Consider the following 13,276-nt stretch of genomic DNA (forward strand, 5'->3'; position numbering starts at 1 on the left):
AAATTGTAACGCTTATATTTGTAGCGCTACGAGACGTAGACAATTTCAGGAGGAGACATGAAGTCGATGATCAAGATCGCGCTCGTGCTGGCCGTGTTCGCCGGCTCGGCGGCGGCTTACGCCCACACATCGTGCGGTCCGATGTCGTCGGGCGCTCCGAAGGTCGGCATGAAAATCACGAAGCGGTGGCAGCTGCACGACGGCTGTCACAGCCGCTACGCGCAGATGCTGGGCAAGCCCTGCCACTAAAGCGCGATGAGATTTGGATTGGCTTGTTGTTCACGCATGATCTTTCCGGAAAACCGCTTCGTACTTTTCCGGATCATGCTTTAACGCGCGAGAGGCTCAAAGACGGCGAGAGGCCGCCTCAGCTGTCGGCCTCTTTGATTTTTCCCGATCCGCCGCATCTGGTGCAGGGACGAAACTCGACCTTCTCACCAAGGTGCATCGGCTTCATGCCGCTGTCCCGGCCCGTCCCGTCGCATTCGGGGCAGTTGTGCTCGACATCCTTCTGCTCGCTCATGTGCGCCTCTCGCTAAAGCATGATCCGGAAAAGTGCGTAGCGGTTTTTCGAAGAGATCATGCGCAAACAACAAGCCAAAGCGCGATGATCACTCATCCTGATCTCATCGCGCTTTAGGGCATTCGAGCGGATCTCATCGCGAGGTTAGCCGGCTGGCAACCTTTCTTTGGGCCTGACGGAAGATTCAATCTTGCCGTGCCCCCTCTTCCATTGAAGCTGACGCGCAGCAAAGACGCAGCCGCCGGCCGCCGTCATAAATCCGCAATCCTGCGGCACCGAACCTTTGCGCGGTTACCGGCTTTGTCGGGACGGGGCCGCTCTAACGGGGAGCTCTGTCATGGCGGAAGACACGCACCACGATGCGGCGAGGCGCAATCATTTCCTCGAGGCGGCGCTCGAGGAGATGGCGAAGTTCGAGCGCAAGGAAAACGAGTTCCGCAAGAAGGACCGCGAGGAGCGCGCCGCCGAGCTGCGCCTGCCCGTGGGCGAGATCAAGGTCCATTAGGCCGCGCTTGGACCTGTTTGGACCGGCCCTGTTTGGCAACCGGCTTCGGAGCTGACCGGCCCTCCCGGCGCGGCTGATCGCGCGCGCGTGCCCGCCAGGGGACCGCTTCGCACGCGGCGGCGAAACCGCACTGAAGGTATCGAAACACCTATATTAAGCCATTGATTGCACAGCGAAATTGCCCAGCGCCCTACTGTGCATGGGGTTGTTTTCAGCTTTTGAAAGCCGCCATCGTGCCGGGCCCGATGCCTCGGACCCGCTTTCCGCGCGCCCGACGCCGCCCTACAGCAGCATCAATAGCGCGATGCCGATCACCAGCACCACGAAGCCAGCCGCCGTCGCGGCGGCAAATGACCGCTCTACGTTATCCATGATGCCACCCCGTTCTCGGCGCGCCACGTTTCCCCCATGGCATCGTCGAAGCAGTGAATCTCGCCCGCGGGTGTGGCTCCAGTTGTGCGATCGGATGGCCAAATTGGGACCTGTGCGGGGCCAGTCTGCGGCCTCGTGCCGCGCAAGCTTTAGCTGCCTCCGTCAGGCGCCTGTAAGCCGACTCCCCTAGTTTCATTTCGCCCGGTGGACCAACACCGGGCCTCCATACCCAGTCGATGACCCCGCTCGGCCCCGAGCGGGGTTTTCTGTTTGCGGGGGCAACACCGGAGCGACCGCGATCTGCCGACGTGTCAGGCTGCCGTAAGCTGAGGCCGCTAGGGTCATCGGGCTATGGTGTTGCAGCCCAGCACCTCAGCCTCCAATAACCTCTCACCCGCTTGGCTCTCCCCAAGCGGGTTTTTTCATGCCTGCCCGCCGGTTCGCGGGGCGGTCTCCTCCCGCGTCAGCCTTAGCGAGAAGGCGCGGATCGCGGGCGCGGCCACGAGCACGATCGGCAGCATCGCGGCCCATGCGACCAGCCACGACAGCGTCCAGTGCCGCAGGAAGAGCATTGCGCTTGTCGCCGGAAAGCTGGCGATCCCCGCCGCGATCAGCGAGGTCAGGCCGGACTGGATGACACCGAAGACGAAATGACTGTAGCGGCGGGGAATGCCGAGCATGAGTGCCTATGTCCTTGCTTGCTGCTGCCGTCATGAGGCGAAGCAAGGCACGTGCCGTGAGTCGCATAATAGATGCGCGCTACCGCGCGCTGGCGTCGATCAGTGTCGCGCGCGGAACTCTGTTCATGGTCGGAGAACCACGGAGTACCGGCGCTCGTGCAGGGTATCTTTCGGAATTCGATTTCGCTTGTTGCGGAGCGCGCGCGTTCTCGGGATAGCCGTGAACCCTCCGGGGCTTATCGTCAGATTTCGCTTGTCGCGGGAATATTAAGACGCCCAACATGTTTGGCATCTGATGAAGGTGAATCGTGGGAGGTGGCCATGAATCACAGGGGCGTCGAGTTCACCGTCGCCAAGACGGCAATCCCCGGGGTCTGGCAGTGGCAGTTCCGGATCGGCGAGCAGGTCAAGACCGGCAAGACCGAGACCAAGATCGATCTGCTGGCGATCCGGCGGGTGCAGCTGCGCATTGATCGGGAGCTGAAGGCGATCGGGCGCAAGACCGCTTGAGCAGGCAAGGCGGCGCGAGTCGTTCGCCCCACAGCATGCCATGCGGGGCCTATTCCGTAGCCGCCCGGAATTGATCTGGGGATGGTTTGGGACTGCACTGCGCGCCCATGGCCTTGGGGGCGGGGCCGTCACGCGTGATCGGTGCCAGCCAATGCCGCTTTACTTCTTTCGAATCCGGAACGGCCGTTATTCCGGCTGTGCGGACCAAGCGACGGAATTTGCCGATCGCGATTCGGCCTGGAGGGAGATGACCAGCGTCTGCGCCGATATGGCGGCCGGCATCGCCCGCAAGCTGCAGCAAGACTCCGAATGGCACATGGAGCTGCTCGACGAGGCCAAGGAGCCGGTGTTCCGGATCCGCATCGTCGCAGAAACCCTCGAATAGGGCCCGCTCCTAATCCGCGCTGGGCAGCCGCCGCATGGTGAATTCGATGTCGCCGCCGGGCAGCTCGCGCCAGGTCTCGACGGCGCTCATATAGCCGGCCTTGGGGTAGCGGGCGAAGAAGGCCTCCGCCCGCGCCCGTGCCGCCGGGCGCGGCAGGGTGAAGGTCTCGCGCAGATAGCCGTCGCCGGTGGTCGCGCCCGGCCTGCCACCGGTCTTGCGACGGCGCGCCATCCGCTCGGCGAGATCCCGCGGCCGGTCGGCCATGTCGGCCCTCCTCTACGCAATACTGACCGGCTCAATGTAGGAAGCGGGCCGCCTGAAGAGGAGTCCTGTTCCGGAGGCGTCATTGCGGCCTCCGACGGGGGCGATCAGTTGGCAGCGGTGCCGGTCTTGCTCTTCTTCGGCGCGCTGGTTGCGGCCGAGGCCTTCGGCGCCGCCGGCTGCTTCGGGGGATCGGAGCGCATGCCGCCCCAGGGATCACTGGACGACTTGGCGTCCGGAATCTTCTTCAGCGTTTCCTTGTAGGCCTTTTCACGCTCGGCATCCGCGGCCTTCTCCTCGGGGGTCTTGCCCGGGCCTTCCTGCAGCAGGTTGAGATTGGGCATTTGCGCGTAGGCCGGTCCCGCCACCACGGCCAGCAGCACCGCCGCCATACGGAAAAGCTTCATCACTCACTCCTCGATCATTCAATCAGGGGCGGATCAACCGCGCCTCGTCATCCCTGTCAACAGCCCGCTCGCGGCCGAATGGCGCGCTAGAGCCGGTCCGACCGGCAAGATTTCGGCGCGTTCAGCCAATCGTCCCAGATCGGGCCGCATCTGGTGCAGCCGTCCAGCACGAGGCCAAGCGCTATCAACGAAAACACGAGGACACACCGACGCAACATCGTCCACCCGCTCCCAAGCGAGCTATCATATCGGGCGAAGTCGGGCATTTTCAAGCCGACGGGCCAGCGCTGGACCGGGTGACTTTGCCGCGCCGATCCGCGCAGAATGGCCGAAACATCCGGCAACAATGGAGGACACGACAGCAATGCAAACGCAGCCAGAAGCCGGGTTCGGCATCGCTGATGCGAGACGCATCCTCGGCGAGGTCTTTGCGCCCTGGGTCCAGGATCTCAACCTCGCCGTCGAGCGCATCGAGCACATCCAGCCGGCGGACGCGCCGGACTGGCAGCCCGGCGCGCTGCTGCGCATGCCGTTCTCGGAGCGGCTGTGCCGCAACGGCGGCGTGGTCTGCGGCCAGGCGCTGATGGCGCTCGCCGACACCGCGATGGTGATCGCGAACCTCGCCGCCAATCGCGGCTACCGTCCGATGACGACGGTCGACCAGACCACGCATTTCATGCGCGCGGTCTCCTCCTCGGACGTGCTCGCAGACGCGCGCGTGGTGCGTCTCGGGCGCACCATGAGCTTTGGTCGCGTCACGCTGCTCTCGGCCGCCGACAACAAGCAGGTCGCGATGGTTTCGAGCGCCTTCGCGATGCTGCCGGGCTGAGCATCCGCCGAAAAAGAAGAGAGCCGCGAGAGCGCAAAAGCGCGCCGCGGCTCTCCATCACGTTCGCGTCCGCCGAAGCGCGATTGCATCCGCGCTACGGTCGGCACACTTCAAGAACTACTTGCCGAGGATCTCGTCGGCCGCGGTGACGACGCTGACGGTCGGATTCTTTCCGCAATAGGCACCGAACTTCTTGGCGTTCTCGATGAACACTTCGGTGTCGATGATCGCGTTGTCCTCGTCGCCCTTGTACCAGCCGTCCATCCAGGTCAGCACGACAGCGATGTTGTCCTCGCCGCTCTCGAGGAATTGCTTACAGGTCATGGTCGAGAGGTCCCACTTGACGGCGTGGGCGGGCATCGATGACAGCGAGAATGCTGCGGCGAACAAGATCGAAAGCGTGGTCTTCATCGGAATCTCCATCGGCGCGTAACGCCATAAAGGAAAGGCTTGTGAGGAAAGTCGGCGGAGTGAGTCACCGCTCCAACGTCGTAAACGAAGTCTGAAGCGCTGTGCAAGTAGCGCCAGTATTGAGTTTAGATCAACGCAATTTCTATGCACTATTTCACAATCGTCGTTATGGATTAATGCCGATGATCGAGAAACGTGCAGCGCAGCGTCACCGTGTTTTCAAGGGTGGGACGATCACCTTTGAAAACAGCGGTGTAGCGTGCACCGTGCGAAACATGTCCGAAGGCGGCGCGGCGATCGACCTCGATTCACCCGTCACACTGCCGCAATCATTCACGCTCTCGATCGCGCGCGACAATTTCGTGCGGAATTGCCGCCCCGTATGGCGCAGCGAGCGGCGCGTCGGCCTCGCTTTCGTACAATAATTCGCGCGATGTGAACGAGCGTTCGCATCGCATCCACATCGCGATTAAGAGGGCGTGATACGACGACGGCGTCGCCAGCGCAGAGCTGCGATCACAAGCGCGATGATCGCGAGAGCGATCGTCGTCGATGCCGCAACAAATCGTCCGCCCGGACGATCGATCGTGCGCGACCATAACGATGGCGCCTCGCCGGGCCGCGCCAGGCGAAACGCAACGACGCTGTCGCCGATCGAGGTGCCCGCTTCGGAATGGCCGCCGGCGCCGATCGCGACATATTGCTCGCCCTTCCAGAGATAGGTCATGGGATTGGCGACGCCGGGCACCCGCAGCCGGCCCTGCCAGAGCTCCCTGCCGCTGCGCGCATCGAAGGCACGCAGATAAGCATCCATCGCGCCGGTGAAGACGACACCGCCGGCGGTGACCGCGGGCCCGTTGAGGAGCGGCGCGCCCCAAGGCAGCGGCACGCCCAATGGCGCAAGATCCTCGGTGGTACCGACCGTCGAGCGCCAGAGGATTTTTCCGCCCTTCAGATCGACCGCGACCATCTCGCCCCATGGCGGCTTGTTGCAGAGCATGCCGAGCGGCGACGTCACCATCGCACGTGACATCGCGAATGGCGCACCGCGCTGCTGGCCGAAATCATGTCCGGGCGGCGGATTGAATCCGGCCGCCTCAGCGCGCGGGATCAGCTTGATGAGATGCACGGCGCGGCTGGTGTTGACATAGAGGATCTGACCAGCCGGATCGAACGCCGCGCTGCCCCAGTTCACACCGCCGCCGGTGAATGGAAATTCCAGCGTACCCTGCACCGAAGGCGGCGTGAACAGTCCCTCGTTGCGCGCCTCTGCGAACTGCCGTTCGCAAGACGAGCGGCCCAGCCCGGGCAAGAGCGAGAGCGCATCATCGGTCGAGATCGTTTGCGACGTCAGCGGCGGAACATGCGTTGGGAACGGCTGCGTCGGCGACAATGCTTCGCCTTCGGCGCCGCCCTGCGGCACGGCGCGCTCCTCGACCGGCCAGACTGGCTTGCCGGTGTCGCGGTCGAGCACGAACACAAAGCCCTGCTTGGTCGGCTGGATCACGACGTCGCGCTGGCCCTCGCCGGTGTCGAGGCGCGCGAGCGTCGGCTGCGCCGCCAGATCGTAGTCCCAGACGTCGTGATGCACGGTCTGGAATGCCCATACGAGCTCGCCGGTCTCGATGCGCAGCGCAACCACCGAATTGGCGTGCTCGTTGTTGCCCGGCCGCTTGCCGCCCCAGAAGTCCGGCGACGGCGATGTCGTCGGCAGGAAAACCAGCCCGCGGGTTTCGTCGACCGACATCGGCGCCCAGACATTGGCATGGCCGGCTTCGATGCCGGCGCGCTGGAGCGGCTCGAAGGTCCAGCGCGCCTCGCCGCTCCGCGCATCGAACGCGCGCACCCTGCCGCTCGGCGCATCGATGCGGCTGTTGTCGGCGATCGCGGAGCCGACCACGACGACACCGCGGCCAACTGCCGGTGGCGAGGTGATCTGGAATTCGCCCGGCCAATCCAGCCGCATGCCGATATCGAGCTTGATCTCGCCGCCCTTGCCGAAACCGGCGCAGGGAATGCCAGTCTTCGCATCGAGCGCGATCAGGCGGACATCGTTGGTGCCCATGAAGATACGCGATCGGCAGGCGGCATCCGGCGGCGCCTGATCGTCGATCCACCAGGTGACACCGCGGCAGACATAGCGATTGGCAGGACGCTGATTGGTCGCGATCTTCGGATCATAGCGCCATTTCTGCGCGCCCGTGCCGGGATCGAGTGCGATCACCTCGTTGAACGGCGTGCAGAAAATCAGGCTGTCCTCGACGAACAGCGGCGTCGCCTCGAATTTGGTTCGTCGCATCACCTCGGGCGCGCGCGCGGCGAGATCGCCGGTGTGATATTCGAAAGCGCGGATGAGCTGGCCGACATTGTCGGGCGTGATCTGTCGTAGCGGCGCGAAGCGCGAGCCACCGGCATCGCTGCCCCAGCTCTCCCAGGCCCCGCACGGCGGCGCGGCAAACAAGAGCGCAATGAGCGCGACGACGATATGCAGGCGGGTGCGCAAACGCATCGCCCGCCACGCTTTATTTCGGCTTCTTGGTGGGCTCGGTGGGGCGAGCCCCGCCCCACGGGTCATACTTTTCCTTGGGCTCCGGAATGCGCTCGAGCGCGGCCTTGTAGGCCTTCTCGTCGACCTTGGGCTTGTTGTCCGCTTTCTGGCCGCCTTCATTGGGCTGACCTCTGCCGCGCCCCTGCGCCTCGGCCGAGACAGCCGTCAGTGCCAGCACGGCGGCCGCAATGACCAAAATCCTCATTGGAGCAATCCCCCACCTCTGGGGGTACAAACTAGCCTGCAATCCCGTAATAGCCAATGCCGCGACATCGCGGCCTTCAGCAAATCTTGATCGACCGGGACTTCGCCGGATCGCATTCGTGCCTATCTCTTGGCCCGCGGGGGACCTCCAGGGATGTTGCGGATCATTGCTCATGCGGCGCTGCTCGCCGGCGCGCTCGCGCTCGGTGCCTGCGGCTTTGCCGACAGCCGGGCGCCCGTGCCCGAGTTCATGCGCATGAAGGAAGCCGAGGTGCCGCCGCCCGAGGCGCCCCCTGACGTCAAGCGCGTGGTGCGCGAGCAGATCGACGTGGTCTTCCTCAACACCTCCTATCCGCGCGAGGTGCATGTGGCCCCACCCCATCATCAGGTGCGAGGACCCGGCTGGACCGCCTGCGTCCGCGCACAGCTCACCTCGGCGACCGGCACGGCGCTCGGCATGCAGACCTACATTGTGACGATATCAAGTGGAAAGGTGGTCGATCGCCGGCGTGCCGAAGCCGACGACACCTGCGGAACGGAAACCTACGAGCCCATCTAGGACCGACACGCATAGCGCAGTTCCGGGAAAAACCTGTAAATGGGCCGGAACGATCCCCGCCTCCCCTTCTTGTTACCGCCGAGGGCAGTATCGAGGAGGACGTGATGAGGACGTTTACGATTGCACTGCTGGCTGGCGTCGGAGCCCTGGCAGCGGCGAGCGGCGCAAAGGCCGCTGACATCTATACGACCAGCGAATACACCAACCCGGATCTGATCCAGGAAGTGCGGCTCGTCTGCGACGATGCCGGCAATTGCTATCGCACCCGTGGCGGCGCGCGCGTGATCGTGCGCGACTCCTACGCCCGGATGCCGCGTGAGCGCTATTATGAGCGCCGCGCCTATCGCGACTGGGATGACGGTCCGCGTGGCGGCGTCGGCATTCACACGCCGGGCGTCAGCGTGGGCGTCGGTGTCGGCGACCGCTGGTAATCGATGAAGCGATGAAGGGCGGGACCGGGCGAGACAGCTCGCCCGGTCCCGTCGATGTCAGGTCTCGAGCGGATCGGTCGGCGCGGCGACGCGCGCCGATGACGGAAGGTTCGCGATGAAACGCGCGAGCATCATGCCAGCGCACATCGCAGCGACGAAGACGAAGGCCGACCGCGAACCGAATCCGAGCGCGGTGAGCGCCGGACCGGGACAAAAGCCTGCCAATCCCCAGCCGATGCCGAAGATCGCGGGACCAACAACAATCCTGGGATCGATGTCCTTTCGCGCCGGAACGTAGAAGCGCTCGGCGAAGAACGGACGCGGAAGCTTCAGGACATGGCTGAAGCCGATGAAGGTCACTGCGACCGCACCAGCCATCACGAAGGCGAGGCTGGCGTCCCAAGTGCCCGCAGGGATGCCGCCGACGTCCAGGAAGTTCAGCACCTTCGCCGGGTTGGACATGCCGGAGATGATGAGGCCGAGGCCGAAGATCAGGCCGATCGCGAATTGAACGAGGATTGTCATCGTCGTCAGCTCCAGTGACGGATCACAAAGACGGTGGCGATGCCCGTCGCCATGAAGGTGATGGTCGCAACCAGCGAGCGCACCGACAGTCGCGACAGGCCGCAGACGCCATGGCCGGACGTGCAGCCGCTGCCCCACACCGAGCCGAAGCCCACGAGCAATCCGGCGATGATCAGCACCGGCGTTGTCGCGGCGATCGTTTGCGCCGGCAGGCGTCCGGTCACAAGCAGAACCAGCAGTGGTGCGGCGACGAGGCCTGCGACGAAGGCGAGCCGGCCGGCGAGCTCGCGGTCCTCGTAAGGCGGAAATAGCCGCGCCGCGATGCCGCTGACCCCGGCGATCCGCCCTGTCGCCCACATCAGGAGCACGGCAGACAGACCGATCAACGCGCCGCCAAGGAGCGAAGCAACCGGCGTGAAAGATGTCGCGATCATGATGATCCTCCGGAGCGAGAGCAATCGTTCATCCACCGATACGGCCAGCGATCGTCCGCCCGGATGCTGAACGGGGTGTTAATATTACCACTCGAATTGAAGCGGCGTCCCAACGGTATTTTCCAATCTTTGCGCTAAGCATGACCTCCTGAACGGGGAACGACGGGACGTGGTCGATATCGCGCACCAGGCTGCGATCAATCCGGCATCGGCAAGGCATGCCGCGGCCATGGGCGCGCGCGTCCCGCTCACTGCGATCGACCCCGGCCAATGGCGTGCGCTGGCGCAGCGCGCGGTCGAGCCGAACGGATATTATCTGCCCGCCTGGGAGCTCGCTGTCAGCGCAAGTGCGCGCGGCCGCACGGATGCCTCCGCGCTTGCCGCATATGATGGATCCTCAGTGCGGCTGACCGGGCTGATGCCGGTGATCTCGCTCTGGCGCGCCCTGAAGATCCCCCTGCCCGCGCTGGTGAGCGCGCATCCCTACGGCACGCTGTGCAGCCCGCTGATCGACCGCGACGCTCCGGTCGAGGCGGCCGCGCGCTTGTTGCAGCAGGCACGCGAGGCCGGCGCGCATGCGCTCGTGCTGAACGACGTCGCCCTCGACGGCGCGGCGATGAATTCACTCCAGCAAGTTCTCAACCGCGACGGCCTGAAGCCGCGCGTGCTCGGTTCCTACATCCGCGCCAGCCTCGACGCGACGCAGGATGGCGAGACGCTGCTGCGCGAGGCGCTCGGCACCAAAAAGCTCAAGGAGCTGCGCCGCCAGCGACATCGTCTCGAAGAGCATGGGCCCGTCGCCTTCGAAGTCGCGCGCAATCCTGACGAGATCAGGCTCGCGCTCGAAACATTCTTGCAGCTTGAAGCCAGCGGCTGGAAAGGCAAGCGCGGCACTGCGCTGATCCAGGATGCGGGTGACGCAACCTTCATCCGCCGCGCCGTGCCGGCTCTGGCAGAAACCGCACAGTGCGAGATCGTCAGCTTGCGCGCCGGCACGACGCCGGTCGCCGCCGGCATCGTGCTACGTCACCGGGACCGCGCCTTCTTCTTCAAGCTCGGCATCGACGAGCGTTTTGCAAAATATTCGCCGGGCGTGCAGCTCACGCTCGACCTCACCCGCCATCTCTGCGCCGATCCGGCCATTGCGAGCGCGGATTCCACCGCGAGTGCCGACCATCCCATGATCAATCCGATCTGGCGCGGACGCTTCGCGATCGGCGACGTGCTGATCCCGCTGCGGCGGAACGATCCGGTTGTGGCGCTCATTCACGGAGCGCTCGCAGCGCACGGCGCCGCCTACGCGGCGGCGCGCCGGGCAGTTCACCTGCTCCGCAAATAGGCCAGCTACTCCGCCGCCTGCGCGTTGATCTCCTCCGACACCTGGCGGATGGCACGGGCGAGCAGGTTCGGATCCTGCGCGCCGGAGACGGCATATTTCTGCGCGAAGACGTAGGTCGGCACGCCGGAGATGCCCTTTTCGGCGGCCTCCTGCGCGTCGGCAGAAACGCGCGCAACGTCCTCGTCGGTGGCGAGGCGCTTGCGCACGTCGTCGGCGTCAAGGCCGATATCGGCGGCCGCCTGCACCAGCACGTTGACGTCGGTGAGATCGCCGCCGTCGCGGAAGTACAGCTCCATCAGGCGCTGCTTCATCTCGGGCGCCTTGCCGATCGACTCGGCCCAGAGGATCAGGCGATGGCAATCGGTCGTGTTGGGCTGCCGCGCCACCAGCTCTGGCTTGTAGACGAGGCCCTCTTCGCTGGCAGCCGCGACGACGCGCCCGGCAATGCCCTTGTACGCTTCGACCGAGCCGAACTTCTGGGTGAGATAGGCCTCGCGGCTGATGCCCTCGCGCGGCACCCAGGGATTGAGGAAGAAGGGACGGAAATTGAGCTTGACGGGAACGTCGGGCACGAGCGCCAGCGCGCTCTCGATCCTGTGCTTGCCGATATAGCACCACGGGCACACCACGTCGGAGACGACGTCGATCTGAAGCGGTTTGAGCGTGCTCATGTCAGGCGCCTCCTTCGGGCGGTGCGAGTTCGCCCCAAGATAAGCCGAACACGCCCTGAGGCAAGGGCGCCGGATATAGCACTAGGACATGGCTGCGGCCATCTGCTTGAGCCGCTCGGCCGTGCGTTCATCCGCCGGGAAGAACGTCTCCAGCGCCAGCTCGGACAGGGTGATGTCCACGGGAGTGCCGAACACCATGGTGGTGGAGAAGAAACTTAGTATCTCTCCATCATGGCGCAGCTTGAAGGGGATCGCGACGGCGTCGCTGGACAACGGCGCCGAGCGCGCTGGAATGGGATAGCTCTTGAGGTCGTGATAGAGCTTGATCAGCTCGGGATCGGCGGTGGCCTCGCATTGACGGTGCAGCCGCTCGAGCAGATGCGCGCACCATTCCGCGAGATTGACGGTGCGCGGCGCCAGCCCCTCCGGGTGAAAGGCGAGCCGGAGCACGTTGAAGGGCTGGCCGAGCAGCCGCTCCGTGATGCCCTCGAGCAGCGGCGCGACCATGCGATTGGCGGAGACCAGGTTCCAGTGCCGATCATAGGCCAGCGCCGGATTGGGCTCATGCGCCTTGAGGACGAGGTCGATCGCCTGGCGGGCTGATTTCAAGGCGGGATCCTCCAGCGGGCGCTGCGGGAACGCGGGCGCGAAACCGGCCGCGACCAGCAGCACGTTGCGCTCGCGCAAGGGCACATCGAGACGCTCCGCGAGTCTGAGCACCATATCGCGCGAGGGTGCGGCTCGTCCGGTCTCGACGAAGCTCAAGTGCCGCGCCGAGATTTCGGCCTCGCCCGCCAGATCGAGCTGGCTCATCCGGCGGCGCTGCCGCCATTCGCGCAAATGATCGCCGATATGGACCGGCTGGCTGCGTTCGGCCTGTGCCGTGGATGCGTGTGCGCTCATGGTCGAAAACCTAGCATGCGGATTTCAGCCCTTCCATTACCCGCGAGGTAATCGAATTGGGGCGCGGGCGCACGCATCTTGGGTCGCAACAGGAGATGATCATGATCGCGCTGCTGCTCTACCGAACCGTCGTGGACCACCTTCTTCCATGGGCGATCGCGCTCGCCACCCGCATGCTGGCGCGCAGCCTCAACATGCCGGAGCCGCTGGTGCATTCGACCGGCCACTATGTCGTCGCCCAGGTTGTCGCCTTCGAGTACGGCGTCGGCAGGAGCCTCTGCCCGTACCGCATCGCCCGCTTGCTTCGCGCCTGGTGGCGCGGACTGCGCTGAATCCCACCCCGAGCCCAACCAGCCAAGGAGACCTACGATGATCGACGCATCCACCTTCCTGCGCCGCGCCCTGCTCGCCGATGCCATCTTCAGCGGCATCGCCGCCCTCGGCTTCACCTTCGCCGCAGGCGCGTTTGCTTCGCTGTTCAACCTGCCCGAAGCGCTGCTGCGCGAGACCGGCCTGTTCCTGGTCGCCTACACCGCGCTGGTCGGCTGGCTCGCCTCGCGCGCCTGCCTTGCAAAGCCGCTCGTGCTGCTGGTCGTGATCGGCAACGCAGCCTGGACGATCGCCAGCATCGCGCTGCTGCTTTCGGGCGCGGTGTCGCCGAACCTTGCCGGCGAGCTCATGATCGTGGCGCAGGCGGTCGCAACCGGCGTGTTCGCCGAGCTGCAATATGTGGGATTGCGGAAGAGCGGGAGTGTTGTGGCGGCGTAAGGCCACATCCG

General features: G+C 64.9%; 22 protein-coding genes. 11 read left to right on the forward strand and 11 right to left on the reverse strand.

Annotated features, from left to right (window positions below; all coding sequences use genetic code 11):
* Window positions 1–57 precede the first annotated feature (57 nt).
* On the forward strand, window positions 58–249 hold the full coding sequence (locus WN72_RS31470) for a hypothetical protein (protein ID WP_092213448.1): 192 nt from the start codon (window positions 58–60) through the stop codon (window positions 247–249).
* Window positions 250–367: 118 nt separating this feature from the next.
* Here the strand turns inward: WN72_RS31470 and WN72_RS31475 are convergent, their stop codons facing one another.
* The gene (locus WN72_RS31475; RefSeq protein WP_167380656.1) at window positions 368–523 is read right to left on the reverse strand and encodes a hypothetical protein; all 156 of its coding nucleotides are present in this window, start codon (window positions 521–523) and stop codon (window positions 368–370) included.
* A gap of 337 nt (window positions 524–860) precedes the next feature.
* Here WN72_RS31475 and WN72_RS31480 point away from each other — a divergent pair, with 337 nt between their 5' ends.
* The gene (locus WN72_RS31480) at window positions 861–1,028 is read left to right on the forward strand and encodes a hypothetical protein (protein ID WP_035729454.1); all 168 of its coding nucleotides are present in this window, start codon (window positions 861–863) and stop codon (window positions 1,026–1,028) included.
* Window positions 1,029–1,822: 794 nt separating this feature from the next.
* Here WN72_RS31480 and WN72_RS31485 read toward each other — a convergent pair.
* Complete coding sequence (locus WN72_RS31485; protein WP_027560273.1) at window positions 1,823–2,080, reverse strand: DUF2798 domain-containing protein; 258 nt, start codon at window positions 2,078–2,080, stop codon at window positions 1,823–1,825.
* Window positions 2,081–2,401: 321 nt separating this feature from the next.
* Between WN72_RS31485 and WN72_RS31490 the strand changes: the two genes are divergently transcribed.
* Together WN72_RS31490 and WN72_RS31495 are read left to right on the forward strand one after the other, a co-directional pair.
* Window positions 2,402–2,590 carry a hypothetical protein gene (locus tag WN72_RS31490; protein ID WP_027560274.1) on the forward strand — a complete coding sequence of 63 codons (189 nt, stop codon included), beginning with the start codon at window positions 2,402–2,404 and terminating at the stop codon, window positions 2,588–2,590.
* A 151-nt stretch (window positions 2,591–2,741) separates the two neighbouring features.
* A complete protein-coding gene (locus tag WN72_RS31495) occupies window positions 2,742–2,975 on the forward strand; it encodes a DUF6894 family protein (RefSeq protein WP_027560275.1) in 234 nt (77 codons plus the stop codon).
* A 9-nt stretch (window positions 2,976–2,984) separates the two neighbouring features.
* On the opposite strand, the gene WN72_RS31500 is transcribed toward WN72_RS31495, so the two are convergent.
* Both WN72_RS31500 and WN72_RS31505 read right to left on the reverse strand, forming a co-directional pair.
* A complete protein-coding gene (locus tag WN72_RS31500) occupies window positions 2,985–3,239 on the reverse strand; it encodes a hypothetical protein (RefSeq protein ID WP_027560276.1) in 255 nt (84 codons plus the stop codon).
* 104 nt (window positions 3,240–3,343) lie between these two features.
* Window positions 3,344–3,643, reverse strand: coding sequence for a hypothetical protein (locus WN72_RS31505; RefSeq protein WP_027560277.1), 300 nt, complete (start codon window positions 3,641–3,643; stop codon window positions 3,344–3,346).
* 364 nt (window positions 3,644–4,007) lie between these two features.
* Here WN72_RS31505 and WN72_RS31510 point away from each other — a divergent pair, with 364 nt between their 5' ends.
* Window positions 4,008–4,472 carry a PaaI family thioesterase gene (locus WN72_RS31510; RefSeq protein ID WP_027560279.1) on the forward strand — a complete coding sequence of 155 codons (465 nt, stop codon included), beginning with the start codon at window positions 4,008–4,010 and terminating at the stop codon, window positions 4,470–4,472.
* Between the two features lie 117 nt (window positions 4,473–4,589).
* On the opposite strand, the gene WN72_RS31515 is transcribed toward WN72_RS31510, so the two are convergent.
* The gene (locus WN72_RS31515; RefSeq protein WP_167380655.1) at window positions 4,590–4,883 is read right to left on the reverse strand and encodes an HdeA family protein; all 294 of its coding nucleotides are present in this window, start codon (window positions 4,881–4,883) and stop codon (window positions 4,590–4,592) included.
* A 182-nt stretch (window positions 4,884–5,065) separates the two neighbouring features.
* Here WN72_RS31515 and WN72_RS31520 point away from each other — a divergent pair, with 182 nt between their 5' ends.
* Window positions 5,066–5,308, forward strand: a complete 243-nt coding sequence (locus WN72_RS31520) for a PilZ domain-containing protein (protein ID WP_027560281.1) — start codon at window positions 5,066–5,068, stop codon at window positions 5,306–5,308.
* A 44-nt stretch (window positions 5,309–5,352) separates the two neighbouring features.
* Here the strand turns inward: WN72_RS31520 and WN72_RS31525 are convergent, their stop codons facing one another.
* The gene (locus tag WN72_RS31525; protein WP_092213442.1) at window positions 5,353–7,392 is read right to left on the reverse strand and encodes a pyrroloquinoline quinone-dependent dehydrogenase; all 2,040 of its coding nucleotides are present in this window, start codon (window positions 7,390–7,392) and stop codon (window positions 5,353–5,355) included.
* 13 nt (window positions 7,393–7,405) lie between these two features.
* Window positions 7,406–7,636: a hypothetical protein gene (locus WN72_RS31530; protein ID WP_027560283.1), complete on the reverse strand. Its 231-nt coding sequence runs from the start codon at window positions 7,634–7,636 to the stop codon at window positions 7,406–7,408.
* A 153-nt stretch (window positions 7,637–7,789) separates the two neighbouring features.
* On the opposite strand from WN72_RS31530, the gene WN72_RS31535 reads away from it, so the two are divergent.
* A complete protein-coding gene (locus WN72_RS31535; RefSeq protein ID WP_092213440.1) occupies window positions 7,790–8,194 on the forward strand; it encodes a hypothetical protein in 405 nt (134 codons plus the stop codon).
* Between the two features lie 104 nt (window positions 8,195–8,298).
* Window positions 8,299–8,625, forward strand: a complete 327-nt coding sequence (locus tag WN72_RS31540) for a hypothetical protein (RefSeq protein WP_027560285.1) — start codon at window positions 8,299–8,301, stop codon at window positions 8,623–8,625.
* Window positions 8,626–8,682: 57 nt separating this feature from the next.
* Here the strand turns inward: WN72_RS31540 and WN72_RS31545 are convergent, their stop codons facing one another.
* Both WN72_RS31545 and WN72_RS31550 read right to left on the reverse strand, forming a co-directional pair.
* Window positions 8,683–9,150: a DUF6691 family protein gene (locus tag WN72_RS31545; protein ID WP_092213438.1), complete on the reverse strand. Its 468-nt coding sequence runs from the start codon at window positions 9,148–9,150 to the stop codon at window positions 8,683–8,685.
* A 5-nt stretch (window positions 9,151–9,155) separates the two neighbouring features.
* The gene (locus WN72_RS31550; protein ID WP_092213801.1) at window positions 9,156–9,584 is read right to left on the reverse strand and encodes a YeeE/YedE family protein; all 429 of its coding nucleotides are present in this window, start codon (window positions 9,582–9,584) and stop codon (window positions 9,156–9,158) included.
* 169 nt (window positions 9,585–9,753) lie between these two features.
* Between WN72_RS31550 and WN72_RS31555 the strand changes: the two genes are divergently transcribed.
* On the forward strand, window positions 9,754–10,923 hold the full coding sequence (locus tag WN72_RS31555; protein ID WP_027560288.1) for a GNAT family N-acetyltransferase: 1,170 nt from the start codon (window positions 9,754–9,756) through the stop codon (window positions 10,921–10,923).
* A 5-nt stretch (window positions 10,924–10,928) separates the two neighbouring features.
* On the opposite strand, the gene WN72_RS31560 is transcribed toward WN72_RS31555, so the two are convergent.
* Entirely contained in the window at window positions 10,929–11,594 is a 666-nt protein-coding gene (locus WN72_RS31560; protein WP_092213436.1) for a DsbA family oxidoreductase, read from the reverse strand.
* 81 nt (window positions 11,595–11,675) lie between these two features.
* Entirely contained in the window at window positions 11,676–12,497 is an 822-nt protein-coding gene (locus WN72_RS31565; protein WP_092213434.1) for a helix-turn-helix domain-containing protein, read from the reverse strand.
* Window positions 12,498–12,598: 101 nt separating this feature from the next.
* Between WN72_RS31565 and WN72_RS31570 the strand changes: the two genes are divergently transcribed.
* Entirely contained in the window at window positions 12,599–12,829 is a 231-nt protein-coding gene (locus WN72_RS31570) for a hypothetical protein (protein ID WP_194482931.1), read from the forward strand.
* 37 nt (window positions 12,830–12,866) lie between these two features.
* Window positions 12,867–13,265, forward strand: coding sequence for a hypothetical protein (locus WN72_RS31575; protein ID WP_092213430.1), 399 nt, complete (start codon window positions 12,867–12,869; stop codon window positions 13,263–13,265).
* The last annotated feature ends 11 nt before the right edge of the window (window positions 13,266–13,276 follow it).

The organism is Bradyrhizobium arachidis, assembly GCF_015291705.1.
Classification (GTDB): Bacteria; Pseudomonadota; Alphaproteobacteria; order Rhizobiales; family Xanthobacteraceae; genus Bradyrhizobium; species Bradyrhizobium arachidis.